Source organism: Actinobaculum suis (assembly GCF_900618115.1).
GTDB classification, from domain to species: Bacteria; Actinomycetota; Actinomycetes; order Actinomycetales; family Actinomycetaceae; genus Actinobaculum; species Actinobaculum suis.
Map to the genome: position 1 here is coordinate 476,490 of NZ_UYIO01000001.1, position 14,819 is coordinate 491,308.

Below are 14,819 nucleotides of genomic sequence, written 5' to 3' on the forward strand. Positions count from 1 at the left end.
GGACGATGTCTTGGATGCGCTCAGAGTAGACGATGGAGAACAAGGACCTGACCCCCTGTTGGTGGACATAGGCTAGCCCCGGCGTTCAGCCGGAGAAAGGTAGTCTTCTACCATGTCCCGTAAAACATATTCCGCGCAGTTCAAGAAAGACGCGGTAGCCGCGTACGAGTCCAGCGAGGCTTCAATGGCGCAGGTTGCTTCTGATCTGGGAATTAATCGTAATTCGCTGCAAAACTGGGTAAACCAGTTTGGCACCGGGGTGCGGGCCAGGCGGCGCAAAGAAGCAGAGGCGGCGCGGGTCTTATCTGAAGCAGAGAGAATCCGACAACTCGAAAAGGAAAACGCGCTTTTGAAAGAAGAACGCGATATTTTGCGCAAGGCGGCGCAGTATTTCGCGAAGGAGATGGGCTTGTGATCCGCTTCAAGTTCATCGAGGACCACCGTACTGAGTTCTCAGTCAAGCGGATGTGTACCGTACTGAAAGTAAGGCGTTCTTCCTATTACAAGTGGGCCGCAAATGCGGCCCGGCGCGAGCAACAGGTATACGCTGACGGGCTGCTAGGGGAGCGAATTCGGATCGCTTTCGAGGCGGAAGGTGGCTTGTATGGTGCTAAACGTATAGCCGCGTTGCTTACTGCGCAGACCCCGGACCAGCCGGTAAATCACAAACGCGTAGCACGGGTGATGAAAGCTCTCGGGTTGGCAGGTTTTACGAAAAAACGTCGTGTTCGCACTACTGTCAGTGATCCACATAAGCGGGTCTTTGATGATCTTCTCGAGCGTGATTTCACCGCGGCCAGGCCTAACGACAAGCTTGTCGGGGACATTACATATCTTCCCCTTGCCGGGCAAAAGAATATGTATCTGGCTACTGTGATTGACTGTTTCTCCCGGAAACTGGTCGGTTTTGCGATTGCAGATCACATGCGTGTTGAACTCGCCCGAGAGGCATTACTGATGGCCGCAGACCAGCGAGGATCCTTGCGTGGAACGATTTTCCATTCTGATCACGGCAGTGTATACACCTCCTCTGTATTTCAAGAAACATGCCGCCAGTTGGGAGTACAACAATCCATGGGAGCTGTAGGCAGTAGTGCCGATAACGCGCTGGCAGAGTCATTTAATGCAACGCTCAAACGAGAAGTTCTCAAAAATGCGAAGGTTTTCCCCAACATGCTCTCCTGCCGCCGGCAGGTCTTTGCGTGGTGTACTCGGTATAACACGAAACGATTGCACACCTGGTGCAATTACCAGGCCCCAGACACCTTCGAAAAACACGCGTCAGCTACACTTGACCTTGCAGCATAAACACCACCCCCATGTCCACTTTCCGGGGGTCGGGCCCCAAGTCCAGGGAGTTGTGGGCGCGAGCTTTGATCTCGGCGTCTTCGATCATGTCCTCGGTGAGCTGTTCGATGACCTTGTCCATGTGGGTGAACTCGGTTCCCCAGCGGTCGTTGAGTTTCGAGATGATGTTCGACAGGCTATCTTTCTCGTCTTCGCTCGCCCCTGCGGTGTCGGGGTTGTTCGTCAGTTGGCCTTCCTCGTCCATGAGGTCGATTGAGTCTTCGTAGACTTTTTGGATGCGGTAGTACTGCAGTGCAACCTCGTCTTCCAGATGCGGGGCGGGATCACCGTCGATGCGGAGTTTCCGGACGAGGAGTTTGGTGTAGGCGGCGAAACGATGCAGCCGCTCGTCGTCGTAGCGAATGATGTGGGTCAAGAAGTCGTAGTTGCGGTTGAACTTGTTCATCCGTGCTCGCACTTCGAGTTTGTCTTCATCCTCGAGCTCATTGAAACGCGCGACCGCAGGATCCAGGTAGGCGTTCAGGCGGCTGAAATCGAGATTGGTCTGCTTCGTCTGCTGGGTGAAGAACACTCTTGTGAAGCCCTCGATTTCCTTGTCCGTCCACAGGTGGTAGGAGGCGAGGAAGTGGTACAGGTCGTAGACGATGTTCGGATCAGTCTCTTCGGTGATACCGGTGGAAATGTAGTAGTCCTGGAACGACTTTTGGATCTCCTCAGCAGTGTTGACGAAGTCGAGCACGAATGTGTCGGTCTTGCCCGGGTGCATGCGGTTGATCCTCGACAGGGTCTGCACGGCCTTCACCCCGTGTAGTTTCTTATCGACGTACATGGTGTGCAGCAGCGGCTGATCGAAGCCGGTCTGGTACTTCTCTGCAACGAGCAACAGCTGATACTCCCCGGTAGCGAACCTTTCGGGCAGCTCGGCTTCGGGAATCTGGTTGAGTTGTTCCTCGGTGTACTCCGCCCCCTGATCTTCGACAGCCCCCGAGAACGCAACTAGGACGCCAAGGTCCGTGTATCCCTTCTGTTTGATGTAGTCGCGGAAGGCGAAGTAGTAGCGTACCGCGTGCAAGCGCGAACCCGTCACCAGCATCGCTTTAGCCTGGCCGCCGATCTTGTGGGCGACGTTGGCACGGAAGTGCTCGATAATGATTTCTGCTTTCTGTCGCAGATTGTACGGGTGCAGGCTCAAGTACTTGCCCAGAGCTTTGTTCGCCTGCTTGGTGGAGTACTCAGGGTCATCGGCAGTGGTTTTACCGATCTTGTAGTACGTCTGGTATGTGGTGTAGTTCTGCAGCACATCCAGAATGAAGCCTTCTTCTATGGCTTGCCGCATCGAATACACGTGGAACGGGCGCGGGGTCGCATCTGGCATCGGGGTACCAAAAATCTCCAGCGTCTTCTGCTTCGGGGTGGCGGTAAATGCGAAGAATGACAGGTTCTCTTGACGACCCTGCGTGCGCAGTTCTTCAGCGATCTGCTCGTCGATCTCGAGTTGTTCGGCCTCGACCTGCGCCTCGGCGGCCGCGTAGCGCTCTAAGAGGTCTTCTTCGGACTCTTTACCCGCCGTAGCGGTATCCGCCAGAACCTGTTTCAGCTTCTCCGACGCCTCACCAGTCTGGGAGGAGTGTGCCTCATCCACGATGACAGCGAACCGTTTGCCAGCCGTGGCAACCTTGCTCACATCTACGAAGGGGAACTTCTGCAACGTCGAGATGATGATCTTCACCCCGTCAGCCAGCGCGTCAGTAAGCTGGCGGGAATTCTTATCAACCTTCACCACCACACCGGCAGTGTGATCCATCGAGAAAACCGTGTCCTGCAGTTGCTTATCCAACACACGCCGATCCGTGATCACGATGATGGAATCGAAAACCGCCCGCTGCTGGTCATCATGCAGATTCGACAAGTGATGCGCTAACCAGGCGATCGTGTTCGACTTACCCGAACCGGCCGAATGCTGCACCAAATAGTTCTTTCCAGCACCGTTTTCCTTGGCGTCCGCCACCAGAGCACGCACCGCATCAAGCTGGTGATACCTGGGAAAGATGAGTTTGTCTTTGCGCCGGTCATTTTCATGCGGGACGAACTGGACGAACCTGTGCAGAATGTCGAGCAGGGAATCCTTCGCCAGCACCTCCTCCCACAGGTAGGACGTCTTGTACTTACCTGGTACGGGCGGATTCCCAGCACCATTTTCAAAGCCACGGTTAAACGGCAAAAACACCGTGTCCATGCCCGCGAGCTTGCTGGTCATCCACACCTGGTCAGTATCAACGGCGAAGTGGACCACCGCGCGGCGGTTCAGCCCGAACAATACTTCAGAGGCGGGCCGAGAACGCTTGTACTGATCAACAGCATCCCTATAGGTCTGACCTGTGAGCTGATTCTTCAACTCCATCGTCACCACCGGGATACCGTTGACAAACAACACGGTGTCAACGGAGTTGGTGTTCTTCGTCGAGTACTGCAGCTGACGTACCACAGTCATCCGGTTAGCCCAATACTTCTCCGCCAACACCTCATTCAAATCCGAACCAGGCGCAAAAAACACGAGCTTGAACCGAGCCCCCAGGTCTTCTACGCCACGGCGCAACACCTCGACCACGCCACGCCGATCAAGCTCGCGAGCCACCCGTTTACAGAACTTCTCGCCAGCCTTCGCCCCATGAATGCGCTCCAGGCGCTCCCATTGCTGGGGCTGGATCTCTCGCACAAAATCGAGCAGATCCTGCGGATACAAACCAAGCTGCTTATCAAAACCGGCCGATGGTCTCGATTCGTAGAGATCGAACTCAGAGGGGCCAACATGTGTCAACCAATACTCGATCTCATCTTCAAACCTGCGCTCAGACGTATCCATCACTCCACCTCTCCCACACGAACCTTGCCCGTCACCAGATCATTAATAACCTGCTTGCGATACCTACCCAACAACTCAATCTGCCTTTTGATGCCCTTAATAGTCGACTCAATCTGGGCTGACTTTTCTTCGAGGAAATCGGCGATCTTCTGTTGCTCGTCCTCCGGGGGAACGAGGATCGGAATCTTGCTGATTTCCTCGTAGTTTGCGGATTGGCGAACACCTCCGCCGAGCGAGTAAAACACCTTTGCAAGGTCATAAAACCGCAGTAGCCATGCAAGATACTTACTAACGATTGGCCCGCGAACCTTAAGACCGATGTACGCGCTGGTGATGATTCCACGCTCCTCGGCGAGAGCGCTTCGGAGACTGCGTTTATCGTTTTGCAGATCAGTCATTCGAAGGACGATGTAGCCGGGTTCGACGATTTGGTAAGAATCGAAGGAGGCTGGAAGTAAACCAAATGCGAGGTCGATATCTTTGCGAATGACCCGGCCATAACTAAGGCTGAGCAGATTCTTCTCTGATAAATCTACATTCTTGGCCTTATTCTCATCGGTAACGACCGAGATCGAAGCCGTTTTCCAGGCTGCTGGGGCCATGTCAATCCAGTCGATTCCGCTATCTTTCATCGGCGCATCAGGATCCAGCCCACGGGTCACGGTGCGAGCGATCAACTCACGCCTGTACCGCTCCAACAACTCAATCTGGCGAGCCATCTTCCCGACCAACCCATCAATCTCAGCAGTCTTTACGTCAAGGAATTCGACGATTGTCTGCTGCTCTGTAAGAGAGGGGTTTGGCAAAGGGAAATTCAAGAAGGTTTGAGCTGGGAGCCGCCATCGCCCCATGTTGGAAACGCCTTGGCCGTACTTGTAATAAATTCGCCGAGAGTAGAGGCTCTGGAAAACATACGAATAGAACGGCCCATGAACTCGACCGGGCTCAGTGGGAGCAAAGACGCGGTAATCGGGACTAGTGAGACCGTCATACGGCGATTGATCGACCCAACCTGTAAGAAGGTCCATAGAGTTCATGGCAAAGTCGCCAGCGAATACTTCCTGGTAGCCGTCGTAGTTACCGGCCATCTGACCTTCGTTTTCAGAAATATTTCTTGGGCGGATCCCTCGCTGCGTGATTGACAAGATTGTTTGCCCTTTATGGGGAACCTGTCGCTTTAGAATTTTGAACAGCATCTTTGTCTTGACAGCATCCCAGTCTGCAGGCAAGTTTCCGATCCACTCATCAAGTTGACCGTGCATCACTGCACCTGCTCGCTGAAGAGTTTGGCGATGTCGGCTTGGATGCTTGCGGAGAGGGCTTGGATTTCGGTGAGGGTTTCTATCGGGTCGCCGAGTTCTTCGTATTTGTAGAAGTAGCGGGTGAAGGGGATCTCGTAGCCGATCTTAGTTTTGCTGTGTTCGATCCATGCGTCGGGGGCGTAAGGGATGACTTCGCGTTGGAAGTACGCTTCGACGTCTTCGCGGAACGGGATCTGTTCGGTGTCGCGCAGGTCTGGGTCGGGTTCTGGGTTGCCTTTCGTATCGAGGCAGATATCCGCGTCCGGATTCTTCACACCTAGTTCTGCCACGATCTTGCGCAGCACAGTAATGCTGATCTTCTGGCCTCGCTCTTTGAGGCCTTCGCGGAGCACATCAGTGAACTCGTCACGGTTGAGAAACACGCGCTCAGAGTCAAGCCCCTGTAGGGAGTCGATGATTGCGTCTTGTAGGCGCTTGCCAGCCTCGATCTCCTGGGAACGGGCTGGTTCGGCCTTCTTCCTGGAGGTGGCCAGTGCAGCGAATGTCTTGGATTCTTGAAGCGCCTCGATCGCCTCAGGGTTGGCCTGGAAGCTGAGCCGCAAGGGGCGTTCGACTGTGACTTCGTGATAGGCGAAGTCTTCGGTGTCGAAAATCTTGGACACCTCGGTTTCCTGGAACGCACCATAGATACGCGTGATCTCGGCAATGTTTTCCTCGGTGAGTTTTTTTCGCTTTTCACCGAGAGGTTTGCGCATCCGCTGGAAATAGTTGGTGGCGTCGATGAGCTGCACCTTGTTTTTACGGCGGCGTTCCTTACGGTTAGAGAGCACCCACACGTAAGTGAGGATTCCGGTGTTGTAGAACATCTGATCCGGTAGGGCGATGATCGCCTCGAGCCAGTCGTTTTCGAGAATCCAGCGGCGAATTTCGGACTCGCCCTGGCCAGCCCCACCGGTGAACAGCGGGGAGCCGTTGAAGACGATGCCGATCCGTGTTCCGGGTGCATTGACCGGATCGTTGGGATCGTAGGGTTGCATCTTGGAGATCATGTGCTGCAAGAACAGGAACGAGCCATCCGAGACCCGGGGTGTGCCCGCGCCGAACCGGCCCTGATAACCCTTGCGCTCGGCTTCCTCGCGGATCGGGGCTGCGTACTTCTTCCAGTTCACCCCGAACGGTGGATTGCACAGCATGTAGTCGAAGTGCTTACCTGCGGTCTTGTCATCAGTGAGCGAATTACCTAAGTAGATGCGCTCTTGGCGTTCGCCTTTGATCATGATGTCCGATTTCGCCACCGCATAGGTTTGCGGATTGAGTTCCTGGCCGAACACCTCAAGGCGTGCGGTTTCGTTCATGTCCGCGACGTGCTGGGCTGCAATCGACAACATGCCCCCCGTGCCTACCCCTGGGTCGTAGAGCGAGGCCATCGCCCCATCAGTGCAGATCCGGTCGATGTCCTCATCGGGGCTGAACAGGATATTGACCATGAGCTTGATGACTTCGCGTGGGGTGAAGTGCTCACCAGCGGTTTCGTTCTGCAAATCAGAGAACCGGCGAATGAGCTCTTCGAAGATGTGGCCCATCTGATCATTGCTGACTACGTCCGGATGAAGGTTGACTTTTGAGGACGTGAACTCGGAAAGCACCTGATAGAGCAAGCCCGCTTTATCGAGGCGTTCAATAACATTGTAAAAATTGTATGCCTCCATCACTTCACGCGCAGCGGGAGCAAACGCTTGCACGTAGTAGCTCAAGTTCTGCTCAAGATTATCCGGGTCGTCCAGCAGGGTCTTCAGGGTGAAATTCGAGGTGTTCCAAAACGGGTAACCCGTAGCTTTCGCGTATTGCAGCTCCTTGACCTTGTTCGGCACCGAGGTGGCTTTGATATCTAAGACCGCTTGCTTGGTGTCCACCAGAACCGAATCGAGGCGGGTCAGCACAGTGAACGGCAACACGACGTCGCCGTATTCGTGTTCCTTGTAATCGCCACGCAGGATCTCCGCGATATTCCAGATCAATGAAACGTGGCTGGAGAATTTGTTAGTGCTCACTCGGGTCGATTCCTTCACTCATCAGTCGTTCGTAGCGCTCGTTGGAGATCACCACGGCGATTGGTTTGCCGTAACGCAGAACGTAGGCTGGCTCATCTTTCTCAGCAACCTCTTTGATCAGGCGCGATGCTTGACCGCGCGAGAGATCACCGATGTTGATATGGCGCATCGGAACCTTGCGTCGCTTGGCCACCACGGCCTCCCTCTACCTCGAACGTAACGCCTCCAAGTTTCCCACAAACCAGCCGCCTCCAGGGCGAGAACACGGCGTCTTTTACATGTAAATTTAAGACTGATTCGCCATGCGCAATCCCATGTGATTTTACATGTACTCTGAGCGATACGAGAGCCAGTGGCACCCTGCTGCGCAGAAGCCGCCCCCTCACTTTGAACTAGTCAACGTGAACTCTGAGCCAGACCCCGTTACATTATTGAAGAGCCCGTTGGGGATGATTTCCTGGGATGATGGGCTTGTCGGCTGGATGGTCCTGGCATGATTTTGTCCCCCCTGGGCGGATTCTAGTGGTGGTTGCAACGGTTAGGTGTTGATGAGTTCGAGTATTTTTTCTGATGGTTTGTTCCAGTTTAGTGTTTTGCGTGGCCGGTCGTTGAGTTCTTCGGCGACGGCGTCGAGGTAGGCTTCGGAATAGGTGGATAGGTCGGTTCCCTTGGGGAAGTATTGGCGTAGTAGGCCGTTGGTGTTTTCGTTGGTACCGCGCTGCCATGGTGAGTGTGGATCGCAAAAATAGACGTCCATGTTCAGGGCGGTGGCTATTTTCTTGTGTAGTGCCATTTCAGAGCCTTGGTCCCAGGTGAGCGTGTTACGTAGTAGTGCGGGCAGGTGACGCATCTTTTTGATGATTGCTTCTTGTACGGCGCCGGCATCGTGATGGCCTGGTAGGTGCAGAAGGATCGTGAATCTGGTGGCGCGTTCCACGAGAGTGCCGATCGCGCTTTGGTTGCCTGTTCCCAGGATGAGATCGCCTTCCCAGTGGCCTGGTATGGCGCGGTCTTCCACGCTGGCTGGCCGGTCGCTGATCATGACCATAGGCTCGCGGAAACGTGGTCTTCTTTCTGGGTGGTGTGGGCGTGGTTTTCTGCGGGCACGGCCTGTGCGTAGGGCGCGTGTGACTTCGAGTTTGAGGGAGCCTTTGGCTTGCACGTAGATGGCTTGGTAGATCGTTTCGTGGCAGGCATGCATAGCCTTATTATCCGGGAAAGTGCGCGTGAGCCAAGCAGATATTTGTTCCGGGCTCCAGTGTTTAGCGAGTTTGTTTTTCACGGCTCTAAAAAGGGCTGGGTTGGCTAGGATTTTGGGTTGTTTGGGACGGCGTTGGCGGGCTTTGGTGAAGCGTACTGAGTTTTGTTCCTACCTGTTTTTGAGAGGATTAGGAACATGGCGAAGAGGTATTCACCAGAGTTTAAAGATCGCGCGGTGCGGATGGTTGCGGATCGTCTAGGCGATGATCCGAGCGTGACGCAGTGGCAGGCGATTCAAAAGATCGCCCCGAAGCTTGGGGTATCGAATGAGTCATTGCGGGGCTGGTATGACCAGCACCTGATTGATTCGGGTAAGAAAGGCGGAATAACACGTGAAGAACACGAAGAGATCAAAAGGTTAAAACGCGAGAACGCGGAATTACGGCGGGCGAACGAGATTTTGAAAACTGCCTCAGCTTTTTTCGCAGCGAAGCTCGACCGACCGGCCCGATAATGATTGCTTATATTGATGAGTATAGGGATCGTTTCGGGGCCTGACCGATTTGCCGGGTATTGGGCGCGAGTCTGGAGGGAGGATTTATCACCTCCCGTGACTACCGGCTAGCTAAAAGCCGTCCTGCCAGCGCTAGGAGCATACGAGACCGGATGCTAACCGACGAGCTCAAGACGATCCATACTCGCAATTATGGCGTGTATGGGGTACGGAAAATGTGGCACGCAGCTCGCCGTGCCGGGTGGAATGTTGGCCGCGACCAGGTCGCCAGGCTCATGAAAATCGCCGGTATTAGCGGTGTTCGCCGCGGCCGGGTGCCGGTGACCACCCGGTCGGCACCAGCGCCAGATTCTCGCCCGGATCTAGTTGGCCGGCAGTTCAAAGCCGGCAGGCCCAACGAGTTATGGGTTGCTGATATCACCTACGTTCGCACCTTGTCAGGGTTCGTCTACACAGCCTTCGTCACCGACGTCTTTAGCCGCAAGATCGTGGGCTGGGCGACACGTTCATCCATGACCACCGGGGCTCTTCCACTGGAGGCACTTGAGCAGGCAATCATGGGCGCGAAAGAGGGTCTTGATGGTCTGGTTCATCACGCCGATCACGGCTCGCAATACACGTCAATTGCCTACAGCGATAAGCTCGCTGATTACGGGATTTAAGTCATCGACCGGTTCGGTCGGTGATTCCTACGATAACGCCCTAGCTGAAACAGTCAACGGTCTGTACAAAAGCGAGTTGATCTACTCCCAGTCCTGGAGTTCATGTACCGAGGTCGAATGGGCTACCTTGAACTGGGTCCACTGGTAGAACACCGAACGACTCCACGAATCACTCAACTACACCACCCCACACGAGGTCATCACAAGATACAAACAAACCCGGGTCAGCGAGCTGACCCCCGTATAAGAAACGGAACAAAACCCAGTACGCTTCAGGGCTGGTGTAGTGCATGCCGCCGCTGGCGCGGGTTTCCGGGTTCAGGGTGGATTCGAAAACGCCGCCGAAAATTGTGGGCGAGATTTCCGCCCAGTTGGTATCCCGCGAGACCCGGTTGACCAGGAGATCATAGAGTTCCTCGGTGAATAGTGGAATTTCGATTGGGCCGGAGGTACGAGAATTAAACAGCCCTCCGTTGACGTAGGGGAAGGCTTTGAGATCGTCACTTAAATACGGATCGCGTTCATCTTCCGGAGTGTCAAGCACCTGGAAAAGCTCGAGGAGGCGAGTGCGGACCTGATCGGGCCGCGTATTGGCGAGGAAGTAGTGGAAGGAATCTTTAGAGAAAACACCGGCGTCTTCCGCAAACAAACAAAACACGAGCCGCACGCACAATACGTTGAGGGAATGCTGGCTGCGTTCACTATCCGGATCGATGTACTGCTCGCGTAAGCCGCGATATAGCTCGCCGATAAGCGCGCCGGCATCCATCGAGACTTTCTCTTCCCGGTGGCGCCGCGTATTAGCGGGGTTGATGAGGAAATCGAGAAGATGGTACTGCTCCGGGAGCTCCTCAAGCCGGAACGAAAGATAGTTTTCTTCCGGTTTCACTTCGTCCAGGTTGTGAATGCGGAATTCGGCGAAATTGCAGACGATGATGTAATCGGGCCGCTGCGAATTGGGGAGCGAATTCGCGTAGTTCATAGCCTGTTCAAAAGGCGTAACCATCTGGCCTTGGCGCATTTCTGCATGATCAAGATTGACGCCGATGGATTTCTGTTCGATGAGTGTTTTCGCATCCGGAATGATGGCATCGATATAGCCACGCCGGGAGGTGCCTTCCTCGTAGCGCACGCCCGTGACGGTTTGAACTTCCGGCATGCCCATGACCGAACGCAGCAAATTACCCCAGAACTGTTGGGTATCGCCCTTTTCATAGCCGCGCCCGCGCCACGTTTCCGCGAAAGTCTGCGCGTTGTGGCGCCGCTGAGTTTCGGTAAGCGTTGAACCTGTAACCTGTGCCGTCATAGCCCCCATGTTAGCTGCAGGGTCCGACACAAAATTGTGGCGCAGGGTAACGCCGTCGCGAAATCTAACACTTATTCGTGGATTGGCCGAAGTGTAACGGTATATAAAAGAGGAATACAGAGGAATACGCAGCGTAGCCCAATTGCCATAGGAGAAGGGGTCAAACGGCTTTGCGCGAAGCAGATCAGATCAGTCAACGCTCCCCTTTTCGAAAACTGCACTTTCATCTCGGAACAGCAAGCGCCCGTAGCGGTAAGCGCCTGTAGCGGTAAAACGTCAAAAGCAGGAAGCTCCAATAGCGGCAAGTGCCAGTAGTACCTTCCACATCAGCAACACCCAAACCAGTACACCCAAACCAAAACACCCGAACACCCGAACACCTGAAATAGTCCCGGGTTTCTCCCGCGCGCAGGCTTGGCTAGATATTATGGCTGCATGGCAACACGTGAGCGTGAGAGTGGGTGTGGATAAACCATGACCGAGCACGCCAATGTAACTATCTACGACGTCGCTAAGCTTGCGGGCGTCTCGGCCTCCACGGTTTCGCGAACTTTCTCCTCGCCGGCGCGCGTGAGCGAGAAAACGGTTGCCAAGGTACATGAAGCCGCCCGCACGCTCGGCTACAAACAAACGGGATCGGTCTACTGGGAAGAATCGGAAAGTCCGCGCTTACTTGGAATCGTGATGGTAGAGATTGCGAATCCGGTTTATCGCGATATTCTCAAGGGCTTCCAAGATGCCGCGGCGGCCAAGGGCTACAGCATGGTGGTGATCAATTCCCCGGGAACTCCCGAAACCGAGAAGCGGACTCTTAATGCGGTGCTTCCGTTCCTCGATGGCATCGCTTTTCCGATTTCTTACCTGAGCCTCGCGGAGATCCGTAAGTTCGGGCGCGCAAAGCCCGTAGTGCTAATCAATAGGCACGCCACTGGGCACACGTGCGTGGTTGCTGGTGTCAAACGTGGCGTCCACGAAATGTGCGAGCACCTGCAAGAACTCGGCCATACGCGGCTCACCTATTTAGCCGGGCCGGAACAATCATGGACGAACGCGTTCCGCTGGCGTGCTCTGCAACGCGAGTGCGAACAGCGGGGACTTTACGTGCGGCAGGTGCGTGGCCTCGTAGCGATGTTTGAAGGTGGGGAGAAAGCGGCTCGCAGGTGGCGGCCGGAACATGGCACCGCGGTGGTTGCGTTTAATGACGCGATGGCGGTGGGTTTCATCCGCGAAATTCGCCGCCGGGGCATGGCAGTGCCGCAGGACGTCTCGGTAGTCGGTTTCGATAATTCGTATTTGGCTACCCTTGCCGATCCACCTCTCACCTCACTTTCCTCCGGTGGTGAAAACATCGGTCGCAAGGCGGCCGAATCGCTGATCTGGCAGAACAACAACCGCCGAATCCGGGAGCGCAAAACGTTCCTGCTTCCGGTTGAGTTCGCGGTGCGGGGTAGCACGGGCCCCGCCCCAGTGGTCCAATAGGGGTAGCGCGGGCCCCGCTCCGGCTGTACAAAAGTGGGAGAAAGGGCCCCGCCCCAGTAGTCCAATAGCGTTAGCACGGCACGCAAAAGGAGCCTGGTATTGGTCCGGGCCGGTAAAGCCAGAAACATACCAGGCTCCCCATCTGCGGGATGCGTGCAAGAGGCAGGGCGGCTCTGCGAAAAACATAAACGCAGCGGGTGAGGCCCTGCCCGCTCTGCCTCGTAACTCGGAGCTAAGCGCCTCTAGACCAGGAGCTAGGCGCCTTGTTCCTCCTTCAGCCGGAGCCAGCGTTCACGCACTTTGTAGGCATTGAGCTTGGGCTGGCGGTCGCGGGTAAACATACCCTTCTTGTTCCCCGCCACGCGCATGGTGCCCGGAACGGTCTGGAAATCGGCGAAGTTCCACATCTGTTCACCCTGGATCTGCGGGTAGTCGTCAAACACGCGGTGGAACATGGCGAGGTTATCTGCCTGGAACTCTTCGGACCACGGGCGGGCGAAGAAGTCCTTGTTGCCGTTTAGCGTATCTGGGCCGTACTCGGTAAAGATGATTGGCTTGCCGGGGAAACGTTCGATCCAGCCGTCGATTTCGCGGCGTAGCGCCGCTTCGGCGTCGTTCAGTTTGCCCGTGTTCACATACCAGCCGTAATAGCGGTTGAGCATGATGACGTCGAACAGGTCGGTAATCTTCTCAACGTCCGGGGTCGAGAGCATGACGTTCACGTAACCAACCGGGCGGGTCGGATCGGCTTCCCGTGCCAGTTCGACAAGTGGTTTGAAGTATTCGCGGGAAGCGTCCGTGTTCGTTTCCGGTTCGTTAGCAATCGACCAGATGACGACCGACGGATGGTTTTTGTCGCGCGCAATGAGGTTGCGAATTTCGCGAGCGTGCGCCTCTTGAGTGGTCTTGTTTACCGTTTCTTCGGAGAAAGTGGTGAAGCCCTGCGAGCCGAAGATACCGCCGCCAATGCCCATGTTCAAACCAACAGCGGGGGTTTCATCGATTACTACCCAACCCTGTTCGTCCGCGTAGTCCATGACTTCTTCGGCATACGGGTAGTGCGAGGTGCGGAAGGAATTCGCACCCTGCCAACGCATGATGTCAAAATCGTTGATCATCGAAACGTCGTCGTGCTGCTTCCCGCGAATGTAGTTATCTTCGTGGCGGCCGTAACCGCGGAAGTAGAACGGCTTGCCGTTGATCTTGAACACGCCGTCCTCGATCGTCACGGTGCGGATGCCGAAGCGCTGCGGGTAGACGTCGCTATCGGCCGTCACCTCGAGCGTGTATAGCGCGCCGTGGCCGGGAGCCCAGAAATCAGCGTTTGCGACTCGCAGTTCACCCGTGGCACCTTCGCCAGCGGCAACTTCCGTGCCGGTAGCGTCCAGCACCCGCACCGAAACCTGCTGCGCACCGTTGGCGACGACGTCGTACTTCACCACACCGTCCGTGCCGTCAATGTCGGTAACAATCGTGACATCTTGTACGGCAACCGCGGGGCGGGTGTAAAGCGAGACACTGCGGTGAATACCGGCGTAGTTGTAGAAATCGTGGAAATAGTGCTGCACATCGTTGCCGTCCACGTCTTGATCCACATAGCCCGGCGGGATGGAATTCCAACCGAGGCGATTATCAACCGCCACCGTAATCGTGAATTCTTCGCCTGCCTGCACCTGATCTGTAATATCGGCTTCGAAGGGCAGGTACCCGCCCACATGGCTCACTACTTCGGTGCCATTAACAAACACCGTGGCTTCGTGCGTTGCCGAGCCGAAATGCAGGATTAGACGATCTTCGCCAAACTTGGGAGCGAAGGTAGTGGTCTGGTACCACACGTAACCAACGTGGTCATGCGTGGCATTATCGATGAAGACGTCGTTGTACGACCCAGGTACTGCCATCTTGCGGTTGGTGTCGAGCGGGCCGGCGAACCATTTTTCCGCAAAGCCGGAATTGTTTGTATCGACCTTGAAATCCCAGGTGCCGTTCAGCGACTTAACCTGGCGCGAACGGGATTCTCTCACACGTAACATATTGGCTCCTTTACCAAAGATGTAGCTTGTTCCACTCCAGTATCTCGGAATATGGCACCGTAGCGGTCAAGTTGCCAAAAGTTGCAGGCGGCCGTGGCCGCCCCAGCTACTAGCCGGTGGCCGGTAGCTAGCAGTCGGTTA

At 55.3% G+C, this 14,819-nt stretch carries 8 protein-coding genes and 2 pseudogenes; 3 read left to right on the forward strand and 7 right to left on the reverse strand.

What is annotated here, in order from left to right:
- Positions 1 to 112 precede the first annotated feature (112 nt).
- Positions 113 to 1,308 (forward strand): IS3 family transposase gene (locus tag H8274_RS01945; protein ID WP_185933549.1). Its coding sequence is split into 2 segments (ribosomal slippage): positions 113 to 395 and positions 395 to 1,308, totalling 1,197 coding nucleotides; the frame shifts between segments, so codons are not numbered across the junction.
- Here H8274_RS01945 and H8274_RS01950 read toward each other — a convergent pair.
- From H8274_RS01950 to H8274_RS01970, 5 genes and pseudogenes are all read right to left on the reverse strand, one after another.
- Positions 1,286 to 4,171, reverse strand: coding sequence for a type I restriction endonuclease subunit R (locus tag H8274_RS01950; protein ID WP_244924496.1), 2,886 nt, complete (start codon positions 4,169 to 4,171; stop codon positions 1,286 to 1,288). The two genes, H8274_RS01945 and H8274_RS01950, sit on opposite strands and share 23 nt — an antisense overlap.
- Positions 4,171 to 5,433: a restriction endonuclease subunit S gene (locus H8274_RS01955; protein WP_244924606.1), complete on the reverse strand. Its 1,263-nt coding sequence runs from the start codon at positions 5,431 to 5,433 to the stop codon at positions 4,171 to 4,173. The genes H8274_RS01950 and H8274_RS01955 overlap by 1 nt, the downstream gene beginning before the upstream one ends.
- Positions 5,433 to 7,484 carry a type I restriction-modification system subunit M gene (locus H8274_RS01960; protein WP_185933688.1) on the reverse strand — a complete coding sequence of 684 codons (2,052 nt, stop codon included), beginning with the start codon at positions 7,482 to 7,484 and terminating at the stop codon, positions 5,433 to 5,435. Before H8274_RS01960 ends, H8274_RS01955 begins: the two co-directional genes overlap by 1 nt.
- Positions 7,474 to 7,680: a type II toxin-antitoxin system Phd/YefM family antitoxin gene (locus tag H8274_RS01965; protein WP_143021838.1), complete on the reverse strand. Its 207-nt coding sequence runs from the start codon at positions 7,678 to 7,680 to the stop codon at positions 7,474 to 7,476. The genes H8274_RS01960 and H8274_RS01965 overlap by 11 nt, the downstream gene beginning before the upstream one ends.
- Positions 7,681 to 8,022: 342 nt before the next feature.
- Positions 8,023 to 8,823: pseudogene (locus H8274_RS01970) on the reverse strand (IS30 family transposase); the annotation flags it as partial.
- Between the two features lie 57 nt (positions 8,824 to 8,880).
- On the opposite strand from H8274_RS01970, the pseudogene H8274_RS01975 reads away from it, so the two are divergent.
- Positions 8,881 to 10,107 (forward strand): annotated as a pseudogene (locus H8274_RS01975) (IS3 family transposase).
- Here H8274_RS01975 and H8274_RS01980 read toward each other — a convergent pair.
- Positions 10,030 to 11,166, reverse strand: a complete 1,137-nt coding sequence (locus tag H8274_RS01980; RefSeq protein ID WP_185933689.1) for a type IIL restriction-modification enzyme MmeI — start codon at positions 11,164 to 11,166, stop codon at positions 10,030 to 10,032. The pseudogene H8274_RS01975 and the gene H8274_RS01980 overlap by 78 nt on opposite strands.
- Before the next feature lie 474 nt (positions 11,167 to 11,640).
- Here H8274_RS01980 and H8274_RS01985 point away from each other — a divergent pair, with 474 nt between their 5' ends.
- The gene (locus H8274_RS01985; protein ID WP_074661485.1) at positions 11,641 to 12,645 is read left to right on the forward strand and encodes a LacI family DNA-binding transcriptional regulator; all 1,005 of its coding nucleotides are present in this window, start codon (positions 11,641 to 11,643) and stop codon (positions 12,643 to 12,645) included.
- 254 nt (positions 12,646 to 12,899) lie between these two features.
- Here the strand turns inward: H8274_RS01985 and uidA are convergent, their stop codons facing one another.
- Entirely contained in the window at positions 12,900 to 14,678 is a 1,779-nt protein-coding gene (uidA, locus tag H8274_RS01990) for a beta-glucuronidase (RefSeq protein WP_185933690.1), read from the reverse strand.
- Positions 14,679 to 14,819 lie beyond the last annotated feature (141 nt).

Excerpts from the sequence above, each read along its gene's own strand:
- H8274_RS01950 (WP_244924496.1), bottom strand. The coding sequence starts at position 4,171 with ATGGATACGTCTGAGCGCAGGTTTGAAGATGAGATCGAGTATTGGTTG.
- H8274_RS01955 (WP_244924606.1), bottom strand. The coding sequence starts at position 5,433 with ATGCACGGTCAACTTGATGAGTGGATCGGAAACTTGCCTGCAGACTGG.
- H8274_RS01980 (WP_185933689.1), bottom strand. The coding sequence starts at position 11,166 with ATGACGGCACAGGTTACAGGTTCAACGCTTACCGAAACTCAGCGGCGC.
- H8274_RS01985 (WP_074661485.1), top strand. The coding sequence starts at position 11,641 with ATGACCGAGCACGCCAATGTAACTATCTACGACGTCGCTAAGCTTGCG.
- uidA (WP_185933690.1), bottom strand. The coding sequence starts at position 14,678 with ATGTTACGTGTGAGAGAATCCCGTTCGCGCCAGGTTAAGTCGCTGAAC.